This window comes from Postechiella marina (assembly GCF_039538365.1).
Lineage (GTDB): Bacteria > Bacteroidota > Bacteroidia > Flavobacteriales > Flavobacteriaceae > Postechiella > Postechiella marina.
The window spans coordinates 448,081-464,221 of the sequence record NZ_BAABCA010000003.1; the positions used below are offsets into that span (position 1 = coordinate 448,081).

A 16,141-nucleotide genomic window follows, 5' to 3' on the forward strand; every position below is an offset into this window, starting at 1 on the left:
TATTAACAAAACCCAAATAAATTATACGCATATGTGTGGAATAGTAGGATATTTAGGACCTAGAGACGCTTACCCAATTGTTATTGAAGGATTAAAACGCTTAGAATATCGTGGATACGATAGTGCAGGTATAGCCTTGTTTGATGGAACAGACCTTAAGGTCTCTAAAACAAAAGGAAAGGTTGTCGATTTAGAAACGCAAGTCGAAAAAGAAATTACCAAACATGGAAACATGGGCATTGGCCATACAAGATGGGCAACTCATGGTGTACCAAACGATGTAAACTCGCACCCACACTCTTCAAATTCTGGTGACTTAGTAATTATTCACAACGGAATTATTGAAAATTACGAATCGCTTCGTAAAGAATTAACTTCTAGGGGTTACACTTTTAAATCTGACACAGATACAGAGGTATTAATAAACCTTATTGAAGACGTTAAGAAAAAAGAAAAAGTAAAACTTGGTAAAGCTGTGCAAATTGCCTTAAACCAAGTTATAGGCGCTTACGCTATAGCTGTATTCGACAAAAATAGACCTGGCGAAATAGTAATAGCTCGTTTAGGTAGCCCGCTTGCTATTGGTGTTGGTGAAGACGAATTCTTTATTGCTAGTGATGCATCTCCTTTTATAGAATATACTAAAAATGCCATTTATTTAGAAGATGAAGAAATGGCTATTATTAGAGAAAACAAAGACATTAAAATACGTAAAATTAAAGATGATACTTTAGTTGCGCCTTACATACAAGAGCTTCAAATTAATTTAGAGCAGATTGAAAAAGGAGGTTACGATCATTTTATGCTTAAAGAAATATATGAGCAACCAAAAGCAATAAACGACACTTACAGAGGAAGATTATTGCGAGATGAAGCTATTATTAAAATGGCTGGTATAGAGGATAACATGAAAAAATTCCTTAATGCCAACAGAATCATTATTGTCGCTTGTGGTACATCATGGCACGCAGGATTGGTTGCAGAATATATTTTTGAAGATTTAGCAAGAATACCAGTAGAAGTAGAATATGCTTCAGAGTTTAGATACCGCAACCCTGTTATTACAGAAAACGACATATTAATTGCAATCTCTCAATCTGGAGAAACAGCCGATACTTTGGCTGCTATAAAACTAGCTAAGTCTAAAGGCGCTTTTGTATTTGGTGTTTGTAATGTAGTTGGATCTTCTATCGCTAGAGAATCTGACGCAGGTGCATACACACACGCTGGACCAGAAATAGGAGTAGCTTCAACAAAAGCTTTTACAACTCAAATAACAGTTTTATCGCTTATAGCATTACGTTTAGCTAGAGCAAAAGGAACTATTTCTAGCTCAGATTACCGCCATCATTTATTAGAATTAGAAATGATTCCGGGCAAAGTAGAAGAAGCCTTAAAATCTGACGCATTAATTAAGTCTATTTCTCAAGTATACAAAGATTCTCCTAACTTCTTATATTTAGGAAGAGGTTATAATTTCCCTGTTGCGTTAGAAGGTGCTTTAAAATTAAAAGAAATTTCATACATACACGCAGAAGGCTACCCTGCTGCCGAAATGAAACATGGCCCTATTGCCTTAATTGACGAAAACATGCCTATTGTTGTTATAGCAACTAAAAAAGGACATTACGAAAAAGTAGTTAGCAACATTCAAGAAATTAAATCTAGAAAAGGTAAAATTATAGGTATAGTTACAGAAGGAGATGTTCAAGTAAAAGAACTTGCAGATCACGTTATTGAAGTTCCAGAAACATTAGAGCCTTTAACACCTTTATTAACAACAATACCACTACAACTTTTATCATACCATATTGCTGTTATGCTAAATAAAAATGTTGACCAACCACGTAACCTAGCAAAATCTGTTACAGTAGAATAACAAATATTTTTTATTATATTTAATCCTCATTATTTTAATCGAAATAATGAGGATTTCTTATTTTAAAGCATTCTTTTTACCAAGAAAACAAAAATTAGATGCTTTTTTTAAAGAAAATGCTATGCATGCATAATTTTTTTTTATACATTTATATCCTGTATTATTTTTATTTAAATAAATACTTCTCTAACCACTAAATTAATCTTAAACATAATGAAGACAATTCTCCCCTTTTTACTGTTGCTTTTTTGCGGGGTTTCCTACGCTCAAACAACTATTACTGGTACAGTCGTTGACGATAGTAGCCAACCAATACCTGGTGCTAACATTATAGTTGTAAACACCTCTACAGGAACAGTTACCGACTTTGACGGTAATTTCACTCTTACCTATGGCCAGAACCCTCCTTTTTCTATACAAGCAAGTAGTGTTGGTTTTGAAACAGTAACTGTAGAAGTACTATCAAAAAACCAAAAAATTGATATTGTACTAAACGAAGGCACATCATTAGATGCTGTAGTTATTTCTGCATCAAGAACACCTGAACGTATATTTGAATCTCCTGTAACAGTAGAACGACTTGGGCTAAAAGAAATTAAAAATACAGCCTCTGCCGATTTTTATGATGGTTTAGAGAACTTAAAAGGTGTAGATGTTAACACCAATAGTTTAACATTTAAATCTGTAAACACTAGAGGTTTTGCAACATTTGCTAATAATCGTTTTATGCAATTAGTAGATGGTATGGATAACTCAACTCCTGCTTTAAACTTCCCTATTGGAAATTTAGTTGGTATGACCGAAACAGATGTTTTAAGTGTAGAACTTTTACCTGGCGCCTCTTCTGCCTTATATGGTGCCAATGCTTTTAATGGTATTTTATTTATGAGAAGTAAAAACCCATTCGATCATCAAGGCATAAGCACTTCAATAAAAAAAGGTATAACATCGCAGAAAGCTTCTGGAGATAACGAATATACAGATGTAAGCATTCGTGCTGCCTATAAGTTTAGCGATAAATTTGCAGCGAAAATAAACTTTGGATATTTAAAAGGAACAGATTGGGCTGCGATTAGCGAAGTAGATAAAACAACTCCTGGAGGCACTAGAGCAGATATAAACTACGATGGTATTAACGTTTATGGAGACGAAGTATCTACAAACTTAAAAAAGGTGGTTGAGAGTGATGACTTTTTATCAAAACTTCCCAACCCAGCATTAGCAGACTTAGTACCACATGTTGTAGTAAGTAGAACAGGATATAATGAGAGAACGCTAACAGATTATAATGCGCAAAGTATAAAATCTGATTGGGGCTTATATTTTCGCCCATGGGAGAACGATTTCGAAATATCTTATGTAGGTAAAGTGGGAACAGGATCTACAATTTACCAAGGTACAAACCGATACAATATCGATAACTTTTTCCAAGAGCAACATAAAATAGAAATTAGAAACGATAATTTCTTTTTAAGAGGATACGTTGTATCTGATAAAGCTGGAGACTCATACGACATGGTTTTTACAGGTATTAATATTAATAGAGCTTGGAAAGATGACGAAACTTGGTTTGGAGAATATACAGGAGCTTTTATAACAGCAACATTAGGTGGTGCAAACGAAACTCAAGCCCACGCTGCTGCCAGAGCAACTGCAGATAACAATAGATATTTACCAGGATCAGACGATTTTAAAAATGCTTTTAACAGAAGTATTAATGATCCAGATCTGTCTACAGGTTCAAAATTTCAAGATAACTCAAAATATTACCACGCTGATGCTAATTATAACTTTAGCCATTTAATAGATTTTGCAGACATCCAAGTTGGAGGATCATACAGAAAATACAACTTAAACTCATCTGGAACGATATACACAGATCTAAACGGACCCATTACATATTCAGAATTTGGAATTTACACACAAATTCAAAAATCTATTGAATTAAATGAAGAAATGGAATTAAAACTAACAGGCTCTGCACGTTATGACAAATCAGAATTTTTCGACGGTTTTTTATCTCCAAGAATTTCTGCTGCTTTAACACTTAATAAAGACCATAATATTAGAGCATCTGTACAAACAGGGTTTAGAAATCCAACAACCCAAGATTTATTTATTGGCTTAAATGCAGGTAGAGCCATTTTAGTAGGTTCTGCGCCAGATAATTTAGACCGCTACACACATACAGATGGTATTTATACACAAACTGGTCGAGTAGCTTACGAAAACTCATATACTGCTAGCTCTGCTGCTGCATTAGCCGAAACAGGAAACCCAGCAGTTTTAGAAATTGCAAATCCAGATATCGTAAAACCAGAGCAGGTAAGCTCTGCAGAAGTTGGATACAGAGGTAAGTTTAGTAATATTATTGTCGACTTTAGCGCTTATTATAATAGCTATAAAGATTTTATTTCTCAAGAAGTAGTTGTTTCGCCATACTATGGTACTGTGGGAGATGGCTCACTTTCTGTACAAGCTCTTGCTAACGATGATTTTCAAGCTTACAGTACATACACTAACTCTCCTGCCGATGTTAACTCTTATGGAGCTTCGATAGGAGTATCAACTAAAATATTTAAAGATTTTGATTTAAGCGGAAGTTATACATACGCTAAACTAGATTTTAACAGAGAAAAATATCCAGACTTCACGACAAACTTTAATACGCCAGAACATAAATTTAAGGCTTCTTTTGGAAACACAGATTTATTTGAAAACTTTGGTTTTAATATTGCCTATAGATTTAGTGATGACTATTTCTGGGAAGCAACTTTTGGAAACGGAATAGTTCCAGAATTCCATACCGTAGATGCTCAAATAAACTTAAAAGTACCTAGCATGAAATCTATTTTTAAAGCAGGAGCAACTAACCTTTTAGGCAAAGAATACTTTACTGCATTTGGTACAGGTCATATTGGATCTATGTATTATGTTTCTTGGACAATTAATAACTTATAAGATGAAAAAGACAATTATAAACCCAAAATATATTTACCTTTTAGCAACCCTAATTGGTTTTACTGCCTGTAACGAAATTGACGATGTTTTAGCAGACAATAATATGCAAGAAAAAATGCTACCCGAATTAACATCGGGCACTGCAGATTTCTCAAATTATGTTTCTATTGGAGCTTCTTTTACTGCCGGATTTACAGACAATGCATTATTTATTAACTCTCAAATAAATTCTTTTCCTAATATATTAGCAAATCAATTTGCAAATGCAGGAGGAGGCGATTTTACACAACCTTTAATGAGTGATAACTTTGGAGGATTAGCAGCTGGTGGAGCAAGAATTACAGAACCACGTTTAGTTTTTAATGGCTCCGGACCTGCAGGCTTAGAGTCTTTAATAGGGCCTGTAACTGTATCTACAGATATTGTTCTTAATAAACCAACTGGACCTTTTAATAACATGGGAATTCCTGGGGCAAAAAGCTTCCATTTATTATCCGATAGTTATGGAGATCTTGCAGGTGTTGGCTCATATGCCAATCCTTATTTTGTAAGAATAGCATCTAGCTCTAGCGCAACAGTAATTGAAGACGCCATGGCACAAAGCCCTACATTTTTTACACTTTCTGAGATTGGAGGTAACGATGTTTTAGGCTACGCCCTATCTGGAGGAGATGGTCAAGACCGAAAAGGAGATTTTGATGTTAGCTCTTATGGTGTAAACGACATTACAGATCCAACTATATTTGGTAACGTATTTAATGGCTTAGTAACAAATTTAACATCAGGAGGGGCTAAAGGTGTAGTAACAAACGTACCTTACATTACAGATTTAGCACATTTTACAACAGTACCACACAACCCTATCCCTTTAGATGCAGCAACAGCAGGTTACTTAAATAGCGTTGCAGCTTACGGTGCCTATAATGCAGGAATAGTAGATGCTTTTGCTTATTTAGTAGCAAATACTCCTATGACACAAGAAATGGCTGATGCAGAAATTTTAAAAAGAACAATTACTTTTGAAGCTTCTACAACTAATTCTGTAGTAATTATGGATGAAAGCTTAACAGATTTAACAGCTCTAAACCCACGCTTAATAAGCATGAGACAAGCTACAGAAAATGATTTATTTGTTTTACCCGCATCCACATTTATTGGTACAGAAGCTGTACCTGGAAATGCACAAACGGTAAACGGAGTTGCTATTCCTTTAGCCGATAAATGGGTTTTAACTCCAGAGGAACAAGAAGAAATTAAAAATGCTACTGATGCCTACAATGCCATAATTAGCACTACAGCCGATACCAATGATAATATAGCTTTAGTAGACTTAAACGCTATGCTTAAAGAATTGGCATCTACAGGTATTACCTATGGAGACTATAATTTAAATGCAAGCTTAGTTACAGGAGGTGCTATTAGTTTAGATGGTGTGCACTTAACAGCTAGAGGATACTCTTATATGGCTTTTAAATTTTTAGAAGCCATCGACAATAATTTTGGTTCTAATTTTATAGATTCAGGTAACATACCTAATCCTGGAGATTACCCAACAAATTATTCGCATACATTACAATAATATTTAACAAAATAGTTAAGCAAAAAACACCTTTATTCATAAGGTGTTTTTTTATTCCAAAAAACCTACAAAAACAACTTCTTTTTTAAAATTAAAACTCATATCTTTGCACGCGAAAACAAAATGCGTTTTCAATCAATTAAATCGCATAATATTAAACATATAAGTAATGTCTAAAGTTACAGGTAAAGTTGCACAAATAGTTGGCCCAGTTATCGATGTAGAATTCGGAGCAGGTTCAGAACTTCCAAAAATTTATGATTCATTAGAAATTAAAAAAGCAGACGGTACGCTATTAGTACTAGAAGTTCAATCTCACATTGGTGAAGATACAGTTCGTACTATTGCGATGGACTCTTCTGATGGTTTAAGTAGAGGAACTGAAGTTACAGCAACTGGTGCTCCTATACAAATGCCAATTGGAGGCGATGTATATGGTCGTTTATTTAATGTAATTGGAGATGCTATTGATGGTTTAGGTGATTTACCTAAAGCTGGAGATGCTGGCTTACCAATACACAGACAAGCTCCTAAATTTGAAGATTTATCAACTTCTACTGAAGTTTTATTTACGGGTATTAAAGTAATCGATTTAATTGAGCCTTATGCAAAAGGTGGTAAAATTGGATTATTTGGTGGTGCTGGTGTAGGTAAAACAGTATTAATTCAGGAATTAATTAACAATATAGCAAAAGGTCACGGTGGACTTTCAGTATTTGCTGGAGTTGGAGAAAGAACTCGTGAAGGAAATGACCTTTTAAGAGAGATGTTAGAGTCTGGAATTATCAAATATGGTGATGACTTTATGCACTCTATGGAAGAAGGCGGATGGGATTTATCTAAAGTTGACAAATCTGGAATGAAAGAATCTAAAGCAACTTTCGTATTCGGACAAATGAATGAGCCTCCTGGAGCACGTGCACGTGTTGCATTATCTGGTTTAACTATTGCCGAGTATTTCCGTGATGGAGCTGGCGAAGGACAAGGAAAAGATGTACTTTTCTTTGTAGATAACATTTTCCGTTTTACACAAGCTGGATCTGAGGTATCTGCATTACTTGGTCGTATGCCTTCTGCTGTAGGATACCAACCAACATTAGCAACAGAAATGGGTGCAATGCAAGAGCGTATTACTTCAACAAAAAGAGGATCTATTACATCTGTACAAGCGGTATATGTGCCTGCGGATGATTTAACAGATCCTGCTCCTGCTACAACCTTTGCTCACTTAGATGCAACAACAGTATTATCTCGTAAAATTGCTGAGCTAGGTATTTACCCTGCGGTAGACCCATTAGATTCTACTTCTAGAATCTTAACTGCTGATATTTTAGGAAACGAGCATTACGATTGTGCTCAAAGAGTAAAAGAGTTATTACAACGTTATAAAGAATTACAAGATATTATTGCCATATTAGGTATGGAAGAATTGTCTGAAGAAGATAAAATGGCTGTAGGTAGAGCAAGACGTGTACAACGTTTCTTATCTCAACCTTTCCACGTAGCAGAGCAATTTACAGGTATACCTGGTGTATTAGTTGATATTAAAGAAACTATTAAAGGTTTTAATATGATTATGGATGGTGGTTTAGATCACTTACCAGAAGCAGCATTTAACCTTAAAGGTTCTATTGAAGAAGCTATTGAAGCAGGTGAGAAAATGTTAGCTGAAGCCTAAAACTTAGTCTAAAGTTACACAGTTTAAAATATTAATTAAACTGCAAACTAAAGACTGCAAACTGAAGACTTAGAAAATATGTATTTAGAAATTGTATCACCCGAAGCGACTTTATTTAGTTCAGAAATTGATTCTGTAGTTGTTCCTGGTATTAGTGGTGAATTCCAATTATTAAAAGATCACGCTCCTGTTATTTCACTTTTAACAGAAGGCATAATAAAAATTCACACGCACACTCAATCTCATTTAGATTTTGACAACTTACACGGTACTATCGTTGCTCATAATGATGACGATAAAATACTTACTGTAAAAATCAATTCTGGTACTATTGAATCAAGAGATAATAAAATAATTGTTTTAGCAGACTAAAACTTTTATTATTTAGAATATTAAAAACGCGAAGCTAAGCTTCGCGTTTTTTTGTGCTTAAACTTTAGGAAAAGTGCTAATATATATAAAAGATATCCTAACATTTTTTTAAAGTATTCTCCTGTTTTTTAACGCTATATCAAATTAAGTATAACAAAAGGGTAAACTACGTTTAGTCTTTTCGATATATATTAGCAACATGAAAACAGCTAGATATCAAGTAATTACTCCATTTATTATTATAGGTGTACTTTTATTACCTTTTCTACTTATACCCAAAGATGAAAGTCTTTTAATTATAAATGGCTGGCACTCTCCTAGTAAAGATTTAATATTTAAAAACGTAACTTGGTTAGGCGAGGGATTTATGATTTTTTGCTCCACTATACTTTTATTATTTAAAAAAACGAAATGGTTTTTTGTTTTCTTAATAGGTTTATTAGTACATATTCTTCTTATTCAAATAAATAAACAGTTTTTATTTAATCATATTTATCGCCCTTACATTTACATGCAGTCTCTAAACAAGATAGATTTATTACACTTTGTAGATGGTATTAAAATAAGAAAAGCTGTAAGTTTTCCTTCTGGACATACAACCGGGGCAACTTTTGCTGCAGCCTTTATTACACTATGTATAAACTCTAAAAGACTGTCTTGGTTTTTGGCTATAGTTGCCATTATGGTAGGCATATCTAGAGTATATTTAGCACAACATTTTTTTATTGATATTTATTTCGGGTATCTTTTCGGGACATTCTCGTCCCTTATTGGTTATATATTGTATAACAAAATAATTATAAAAGCGAAGTGGACCGAAAGTTACCCCCTTGCTTTACTACCTAAAAAAGTAAAAATAGGTGTATTAAAACATGCTTTTACTAGAAGTTTACGCTCTTCTTTTAGATTGTTTTAAAAAACTAAACTAACCTCTTTATTCCAACTACTTGGCTACCTACATACACAAACACAAAGACCTATTTCTTGTTTTTTTAGGAAGTATTATTTTATGTTTAATTGGTTCTGGAGCATATCCTATTTACATTCTTGATGAAGCTAAAAATGCAGAAGCTGCCAGAGAGATGCTTAGTAAAACCGAATTTATTGTTCCTACTTTTAATAACATTTTAAGAACAGACAAACCACCACTGCATTATTATTTTATGATGCTTGGTTACAAAATATTTGGAATTGGTGCTTTTGGAGCACGATTTTTCTCTGGTATATTTGGAGCACTAACTATACTAACATCTTACTTTTATATCGCTAAATTTGCTTCAAAGCATTTGGCTCGGGTTTTCACTATTTTATGCTGGTCATCCATTTTTTTTATTCAGGAATTTCATCTGGCTGTTCCAGACCCTTACCTCATCTTTTTCATTAGTATTGGTTTATGGTTGTTTTTTGATTTTTTTAATACAAAATCGAAAACAGCCTTATGGTTTATGTACGTTGCCTTTGCATTAGGTACGTTAACCAAAGGCCCTGTTGCTGTTGCTTTACCGGGTTTAATTTGCTTATTATTTTTAATATCTAAAAAAAAGCTAAATCTAAAAGAACTTTTAAGCTACAAGCCCCTTATAGGGCTCTCTATTTTACTCGTAATTAGCTTACCATGGTATATTGCTGTACATATAGAAACAGCAGGCGCATGGACCAAAGGCTTTTTTCTAGATCATAATTTAAATAGATTTGGAAGTAAAATGGAAGGGCATGGTGGTATTTTTTTAATTACATGGGCTTTTGTTCTTTTAGGCTTAATGCCTTTTTCTTTCTTTGTTTTTTACGCTTTTAAACACGCTTATACTCTAAGAAAAGAGAATACACTTCTTTTATTTTCTACAATTGTATCTATTGTGTTTATTGTATTTTTTAGCATATCTGGAACCAAATTACCCAATTACACCATGCCTTGCTATCCATTTTTAGCCTTAACTATCGCTACTACTCTAAAAGATGTTTACCAAAGCGGTAAAAAAAACAACCATATTACTACGGTTATTATTTTAATAACAATTTTAGCCATTGCTTTGCCTATTGCTAGCAAATTTGCCCTACTGCAAGATAAAACATTAAAAACGGTAAGTAATGTTGCTTACTGGCTAATACCAACCTCTGTAATAACCTCTATAGGAGCCTATTTTTACTTTTACAATAAGCTAAAAAAAGCTTTTTTAACTATAGCTATAGGATGGATTATTATTGCGCCAATTCTATTTTTAGCCATATACCCTCAATTAACAACCCAAAACCCCGTAGAAAAGGCACAAAGCCTTATTAAGAACAAAAAACATATTGTAGCCTATAAACGTTTTGATGCTGCTTTTCCTATTAATTTTCAAAAAACCTTCAAAATAATTAAAACTCAAGAAGAAATCACCTCGTTTTTTAATCAGTTTCCAAACGGTTATCTTTTAACCAATGACAGAAAAATTTCTCCTCTAGAAAATAGATCTGATATATATAAGTTTTTTGAAGGTAAGGCTCTTTTTGAATCTCACACGACTAGAATCTATAAAAAGAAGACCAATAAATAATATGCTTTAAGATTTTACTAAATCTTGTTTAATATAAAAACTTGATTTTTTAAAATGAAAAACAATTCCGAATAAAGAAACAAAAGCTGTAATAGCAGAAAACAACAAGCCTATTGTTACTGCTACTGTAGAATTGAAAAGAAACCAAGATGAAGCTTGATAAAAAATAATCTCTCTTACTCCTATTCCAGAAAAAGAAAAAATGGATAATACCGAAGAGATTAAAAACACTAACACATATAACAAGAAATTATCTAAATTAGAAATAGCTGCAAGTAAAAAAATTACAGATGCACACTGTAGCACTTGTACAACTATAGACTGTAATAAAGTTAACCAATACACATTAAAAAAAGACTTAAACATATATTTAACAAACAAGAAAGAAATTAAGACTCCTAAAATTAACAATATAGGCAAAATCCATCTTAAGTTTTCTTGAATAACAAACGGAATAAATGCAGCAAAAAGCAATATTAAAACACCAATAGCTGTTAAGCCCATAAATCGATCTATAAAAATGGCACCAGTTAATTTTTTTACAGGCCAATTAAATGCTTTATTAAGTTTAAATACTTTGTAAGCATCTCCACCTATACCTCCTGGAATAAAAAAATTGTAAAACATACCTATTAGGTATAAAATATAATTACTTACAGGGTTTAACAAAAAACCTGTAGCATAAAACAAAACGAGTAATCTTTTAGCAGATACCCACTGCGAGCCTACAAACAATACCAAGGCTAGTACTAAAAAAATTATGTTAACGCGCTTTAAAGTATCACTAATTTGAGAAAAGGGAATTCTTGTAAAAACCAAATACAGCAAAAAAACGGTAATCGTAATTTTAAGAAGCGTGTAGAATAGGTTCTTTTTCTTTGGTTTCAAAAGTATTTATTTTTCTAATATTATAAGGCGTTTTCTTTTGCGACTCGTAATAAGTTCTCATTAATAAATCTGTTACGATACCAATAGTAAAAAACTGAATTCCGACAAGAATAAGTAAAACCCCTAAAATTAATAAAGGTCTGGTACCAATATTGTTACCCATTAACTTTACAGCTATAAGGTATAAATTAATTAATAAACCAATACCAAAAAACAACATACCAATATTGCCAAATAAATATAATGGTTTTTGTAAATATTTACGCTGAAATATAATAAGAAACAAATCGTTTACAACTTTAAAAGTACGTCCCAAACCATATTTAGAAACACCGTATTTTCTTGCATGATGCTTTACAGGCACTTCTGTAATACGCGCACCATCAATATGGGCATTAAGTGCAATAAACCTATGCAATTCTCCGTATAAAGGAATGCCTTTTGCTGTTTCTGAAGTCATTACCTTAAGAGCACAACCAGCATCTGTAATATGAAGATTTGTAGCTTTTCTAATAATATAATTGGCTATTTTAGAGGGTAACGTTCTTACAAAATTGTCTTTTCTCTTTTGACGAATTCCTGTAACTAAATCCCAATCTTCGGTTATTGCTAGCTGTAGCATTTTATGAATGTCCGATGGATCATTTTGCATATCTCCATCCATAGTTACTATATAATCGCCTTTTGCATATTCTATCCCTGCTGCCAAAGCAGAACTTTGCCCGTAGTTTCTCTTTAACTCTATAAGAACAACTTTTGGGTTTTTTAAAGACTTAATTTCTTGCCTTGAATTATCGCTAGAAAAATCATCAACATAAATAATTTCATATTGATAATTTTTCAATCCATCTTCTATCGCTTCAGTTAAAAGACTTATGTTTCCTTCTTCATTATATATAGGAACAACTACAGATAACGACTTAGATATATGCATATTACAGTACAATTTAAGTATCAAATTTAAAAACAAGACTTAAACTTAATATTTGGTAATTGATAAGAAAATAACAAGAAAACCTATGCTAATGTTATCTGGATTATAAAAACGTTAAGAAACCGTAACCTACTGTTTTGCAAAACATAGGCGCTGTAATTTTGATAAAATTACAGCTTACTAAACTCTAATTTTCTATAAAGAATGAACCCACTTCTTATAAAAAAAGATTACATACTATTATATATATTACTTGCCATTGTATATTTAACAGGCCTTTGGATTCCTTTAATGGAAAACGACTCTGCACAACATGCAACTATGGCCATGCGCATGTATTTAGAAAACGATTTTGTAAATATTTATAAAGGTGGTAAAGATTATCTAGACAAACCACATATGCACTTTTGGTTAGCTGCATTTTCTTTTAAATTATTTGGTGTTTCGCATTGGGCATATCGTATTCCTGCCCTTTTATTTACATTATTAGGTGCTTATTCTTGTAATAAGTTAGCTAAAGTATTTTACGGTAAACAAGCTAGCCATGTAGCAGCTTTAGTTTTCTTATCTACTCAATCCATTTTCCTTGCCAACCACGATGTAAGAACAGATGCTGTTTTAACTGGAGCTACCATTTTTGGCATTTGGCAACTGGTTTTATATGTGCATCTTAACAAAGTAAAGCATGCCATTCTTGGCGCTATTGGTGTTGCTATTGCCTTTTCTACTAAGGGTAATTTAGGTGTATTTGTAGTAGGTGTATGTATTTTGGTCCATATAGCCTATACTAAGAAATGGAATATAATTTGGTCTTGGAAAACGCTTGTTGGTCTTTTAGCTTTTTTTATTTCTATTATGCCCATTTTATATGCTTACTATTTACAATTCGATTTACATCCAGAAAAAACAATTAATAATAGAACGCATATTTCTGGAGTTAAATTTATTTTATGGGATCAATGTTTTGATAGACTTACTGCTACTGGTTTTAAAAAAACGAGTCCAGATTACTTTTTCTTTTTTCATACGCTGCTCTGGGCCTTTTTACCATGGTCTTTAATTGCCTATGTTGCTTTATTTAACAGGCTAAAATTACTTTGGAAAGTAAAGTTTACATTACAACCTAAAACAGAAATTTTAACTTCTGTTGGTGTTTTAGTTGTATTAATAGTTATAAGTTTTTCTAAATTTAAGCTACCTCATTATTTAAATAGTTTGCTGCCTATATTGTCTGTTTTAGTAGCTGGATACATTATTAATTTACATCAAAATAATAAAATAAAAACAACAAACATCTTGTTAATTATTCAATACACAATACTAACCTTAGGTAGTGCTTTTATTTTATTCTTAATATTATGGGCCTTTATGCCTCCGCATGTTGGCTATATGCTTTGCTATTTACTATTAGTAGCTGGTTTATGTTATATTGTAATTACACAAATGCAAAAACTTAGAAAATTAGTTATTGTTTCTGTTTACTTCATGATTTTTATAAACTTTTGTTTAAATACCCAGTTTTACCCAAAACTGTTAATGTATCAAGCGGGTAATAATGCTGCTAAAATTATTGAATCGGAAAACATTATTAAAGACGATGTATTTATGCTTAAAAATAAGCCTAGCTGGTCGCTCGATTTTTATACAAAAAGAATAACACCAAACCTTAATATTGAAGAAGTAGTTAACATGAAAAAAGGTACATGGTTATTTTTATACGAAGAACAAATATCGCTTTTAAATCAAAATAATATTGAATGGTCTAAAAAATATGAGATTAACCATCATCGTATTACAAGACTTTCATTCAAATTTTTAAACCCAAATACCAGAGAGGGCATACTTAAAAAAGCTTATTTATTACAAATAAAATAGTTTTTCTATAGCGTTTAAAATGAAATTTATAAAGAATTAATTAAGCGTACAAATTTACAGTATAACACCTAATGCTCTAGAGTAACTAATACTTTTATATTTTACTGAGTTTTAGTAATAGTTGATACTTTATAAACTTCTTCTTGAGAGTTATAATTTTTTAGCCACTCACCTTTAGATGTTCCGTGATCAAAAGAGCTTAAAAAAGTTATAAATTTTGTTTTCTTGCGAGCTTCTTCATTAGATAAGCCTTCATATTTTATACGATATAAAGCACTATACAATCCTGCGCGACCTATACCATGATAGCAGTGTATTAACACTGGATAAGAATTATCATTATCCAAAATATTAAAAAATTGCTCTAAGTTTTCTTTATTAGGAATTTGTTTTGATGGTAAATTTACATGCCTTACACCTTTTATAGCGCTTACAGCATTATGCTCTTTTATTATGTCTTCGTTTAAACTTGGGTTAAGCGGATCTATAACAGAGCCAAGCCTAAGATCTATAATTGTTTTTATATTATATTTTGTTATATAATCTTTAATTTCATGAGGAGGAATAACACCAGATTGAAATACCTTACCTTCTGCTATTTCTTTAAATCTATAATTAAAATGTACTTGATAAATATGGAAAGATGTTAATACAATAGCAATTGTTAATAGAGAAAAAATAATTTTCTTTGTAGTTTTCATTACCTGCCTTTTAGTATTTCTAGTAACGAATTTATAGAATACTAAAACAGAAAATTGGGTGTGGCATAAAGCCTAATGGTTTAATAAAGATTACCAAACATACACGTAGTTTTTCATAACATTTACATTACACAAACACATAATAACCTAAAAATTAAACCTTTAATTCAACTTAAGTTTTATAGCACTAAAACTAACTATACCTTTTTTATAACATTGGTAACAATACCCCAAATAACAAAGTCGTTATCATCTGTAATTTTTATAATAGGGTAATTAGGATTTTCGGGCTGTAGCCAAACTTCGTCTTTATCTACTCGCAATCTTTTTACAGTAAATTCGCCATCTAAAAAACACACTGCTATTTTATTATTTATAGGCTCTATACTTCTATCTATTACTAACAAATCGTTATCCTCTAAACCAGCCCCAATCATAGATTGACCACTTACTCGTGCAAAAAAAGTCGCTTCTTTATTTTTAATAAGCTCTCTGTCTAGAGACAAACGTTGCTCTTTAAAGTCTTCTGCAGGCGATGGAAATCCAGCAGCTATACCTGCATCGAAAAAAAGTGCCCCTAAACCACCTATGGTTTCTGGCGTAAAAAAAGTTAGTGCACTAGATTTATGTAATATCATTGGTTAACAGTATTCGTTTTATTTGTTTTTGCTATTTCGTCCATATTCTAAAAAAAAGTATTGCACGATAGAACATAGCTGTTTTGGATTTTAGAATTT

Annotated in this window: 12 protein-coding genes; 8 read left to right on the top strand and 4 right to left on the bottom strand. The window is 32.2% G+C overall.

From position 1 onward, the window contains the following. Nucleotides 1–31: 31 nt before the first annotated feature. The 7 genes from glmS to ABD715_RS08445 all read left to right on the top strand — a co-directional run bounded on the left by glmS (nt 32) and on the right by ABD715_RS08445 (nt 11,006). Nucleotides 32–1,879, top strand: coding sequence for a glutamine--fructose-6-phosphate transaminase (isomerizing) (gene glmS, locus ABD715_RS08415; protein ID WP_344787717.1), 1,848 nt, complete (start codon nt 32–34; stop codon nt 1,877–1,879). Between the two features lie 213 nt (nt 1,880–2,092). Then, entirely contained in the window at nt 2,093–4,840 is a 2,748-nt protein-coding gene (locus ABD715_RS08420; protein ID WP_344787718.1) for a TonB-dependent receptor, read from the top strand. Between the two features lies 1 nt (nt 4,841). Further along, entirely contained in the window at nt 4,842–6,419 is a 1,578-nt protein-coding gene (locus ABD715_RS08425; RefSeq protein WP_344787719.1) for a G-D-S-L family lipolytic protein, read from the top strand. A gap of 169 nt (nt 6,420–6,588) precedes the next feature. Beyond that, complete coding sequence (gene atpD, locus ABD715_RS08430; protein ID WP_344787720.1) at nt 6,589–8,097, top strand: F0F1 ATP synthase subunit beta; 1,509 nt, start codon at nt 6,589–6,591, stop codon at nt 8,095–8,097. A 78-nt stretch (nt 8,098–8,175) separates the two neighbouring features. Beyond that, on the top strand, nt 8,176–8,469 hold the full coding sequence (locus tag ABD715_RS08435) for a F0F1 ATP synthase subunit delta/epsilon (RefSeq protein WP_344787721.1): 294 nt from the start codon (nt 8,176–8,178) through the stop codon (nt 8,467–8,469). 199 nt (nt 8,470–8,668) lie between these two features. Beyond that, entirely contained in the window at nt 8,669–9,385 is a 717-nt protein-coding gene (locus ABD715_RS08440) for a phosphatase PAP2 family protein (RefSeq protein WP_344787722.1), read from the top strand. A gap of 31 nt (nt 9,386–9,416) precedes the next feature. Beyond that, nucleotides 9,417–11,006, top strand: a complete 1,590-nt coding sequence (locus ABD715_RS08445; protein WP_344787723.1) for an ArnT family glycosyltransferase — start codon at nt 9,417–9,419, stop codon at nt 11,004–11,006. 6 nt (nt 11,007–11,012) lie between these two features. On the opposite strand, the gene ABD715_RS08450 is transcribed toward ABD715_RS08445, so the two are convergent. Further along, nucleotides 11,013–11,894: a lysylphosphatidylglycerol synthase transmembrane domain-containing protein gene (locus tag ABD715_RS08450; RefSeq protein WP_344787724.1), complete on the bottom strand. Its 882-nt coding sequence runs from the start codon at nt 11,892–11,894 to the stop codon at nt 11,013–11,015. Next, complete coding sequence (locus tag ABD715_RS08455; RefSeq protein WP_344787725.1) at nt 11,854–12,828, bottom strand: glycosyltransferase family 2 protein; 975 nt, start codon at nt 12,826–12,828, stop codon at nt 11,854–11,856. The genes ABD715_RS08450 and ABD715_RS08455 overlap by 41 nt, the downstream gene beginning before the upstream one ends. A 204-nt stretch (nt 12,829–13,032) precedes the next feature. Between ABD715_RS08455 and ABD715_RS08460 the strand changes: the two genes are divergently transcribed. Beyond that, nucleotides 13,033–14,703, top strand: a complete 1,671-nt coding sequence (locus ABD715_RS08460) for an ArnT family glycosyltransferase (protein WP_344787726.1) — start codon at nt 13,033–13,035, stop codon at nt 14,701–14,703. A gap of 101 nt (nt 14,704–14,804) precedes the next feature. On the opposite strand, the gene ABD715_RS08465 is transcribed toward ABD715_RS08460, so the two are convergent. Beyond that, entirely contained in the window at nt 14,805–15,404 is a 600-nt protein-coding gene (locus tag ABD715_RS08465; protein ID WP_344787727.1) for a dual specificity protein phosphatase family protein, read from the bottom strand. A gap of 197 nt (nt 15,405–15,601) precedes the next feature. Then, the gene (locus ABD715_RS08470) at nt 15,602–16,042 is read right to left on the bottom strand and encodes a LexA family protein (protein ID WP_344787728.1); all 441 of its coding nucleotides are present in this window, start codon (nt 16,040–16,042) and stop codon (nt 15,602–15,604) included. Nucleotides 16,043–16,141: the final 99 nt, after the last annotated feature.

Bases quoted from the DNA above. Each gene is read 5' to 3' on its own strand.
- glmS (WP_344787717.1), top strand. From the start codon at position 32: ATGTGTGGAATAGTAGGATATTTAGGACCTAGAGACGCTTACCCAATT.
- ABD715_RS08420 (WP_344787718.1), top strand. From the start codon at position 2,093: ATGAAGACAATTCTCCCCTTTTTACTGTTGCTTTTTTGCGGGGTTTCC.
- ABD715_RS08425 (WP_344787719.1), top strand. From the start codon at position 4,842: ATGAAAAAGACAATTATAAACCCAAAATATATTTACCTTTTAGCAACC.
- atpD (WP_344787720.1), top strand. From the start codon at position 6,589: ATGTCTAAAGTTACAGGTAAAGTTGCACAAATAGTTGGCCCAGTTATC.
- ABD715_RS08435 (WP_344787721.1), top strand. From the start codon at position 8,176: ATGTATTTAGAAATTGTATCACCCGAAGCGACTTTATTTAGTTCAGAA.
- ABD715_RS08440 (WP_344787722.1), top strand. From the start codon at position 8,669: ATGAAAACAGCTAGATATCAAGTAATTACTCCATTTATTATTATAGGT.
- ABD715_RS08455 (WP_344787725.1), bottom strand. From the start codon at position 12,828: ATGCATATATCTAAGTCGTTATCTGTAGTTGTTCCTATATATAATGAA.
- ABD715_RS08460 (WP_344787726.1), top strand. From the start codon at position 13,033: ATGAACCCACTTCTTATAAAAAAAGATTACATACTATTATATATATTA.
- ABD715_RS08465 (WP_344787727.1), bottom strand. From the start codon at position 15,404: ATGAAAACTACAAAGAAAATTATTTTTTCTCTATTAACAATTGCTATT.
- ABD715_RS08470 (WP_344787728.1), bottom strand. From the start codon at position 16,042: ATGATATTACATAAATCTAGTGCACTAACTTTTTTTACGCCAGAAACC.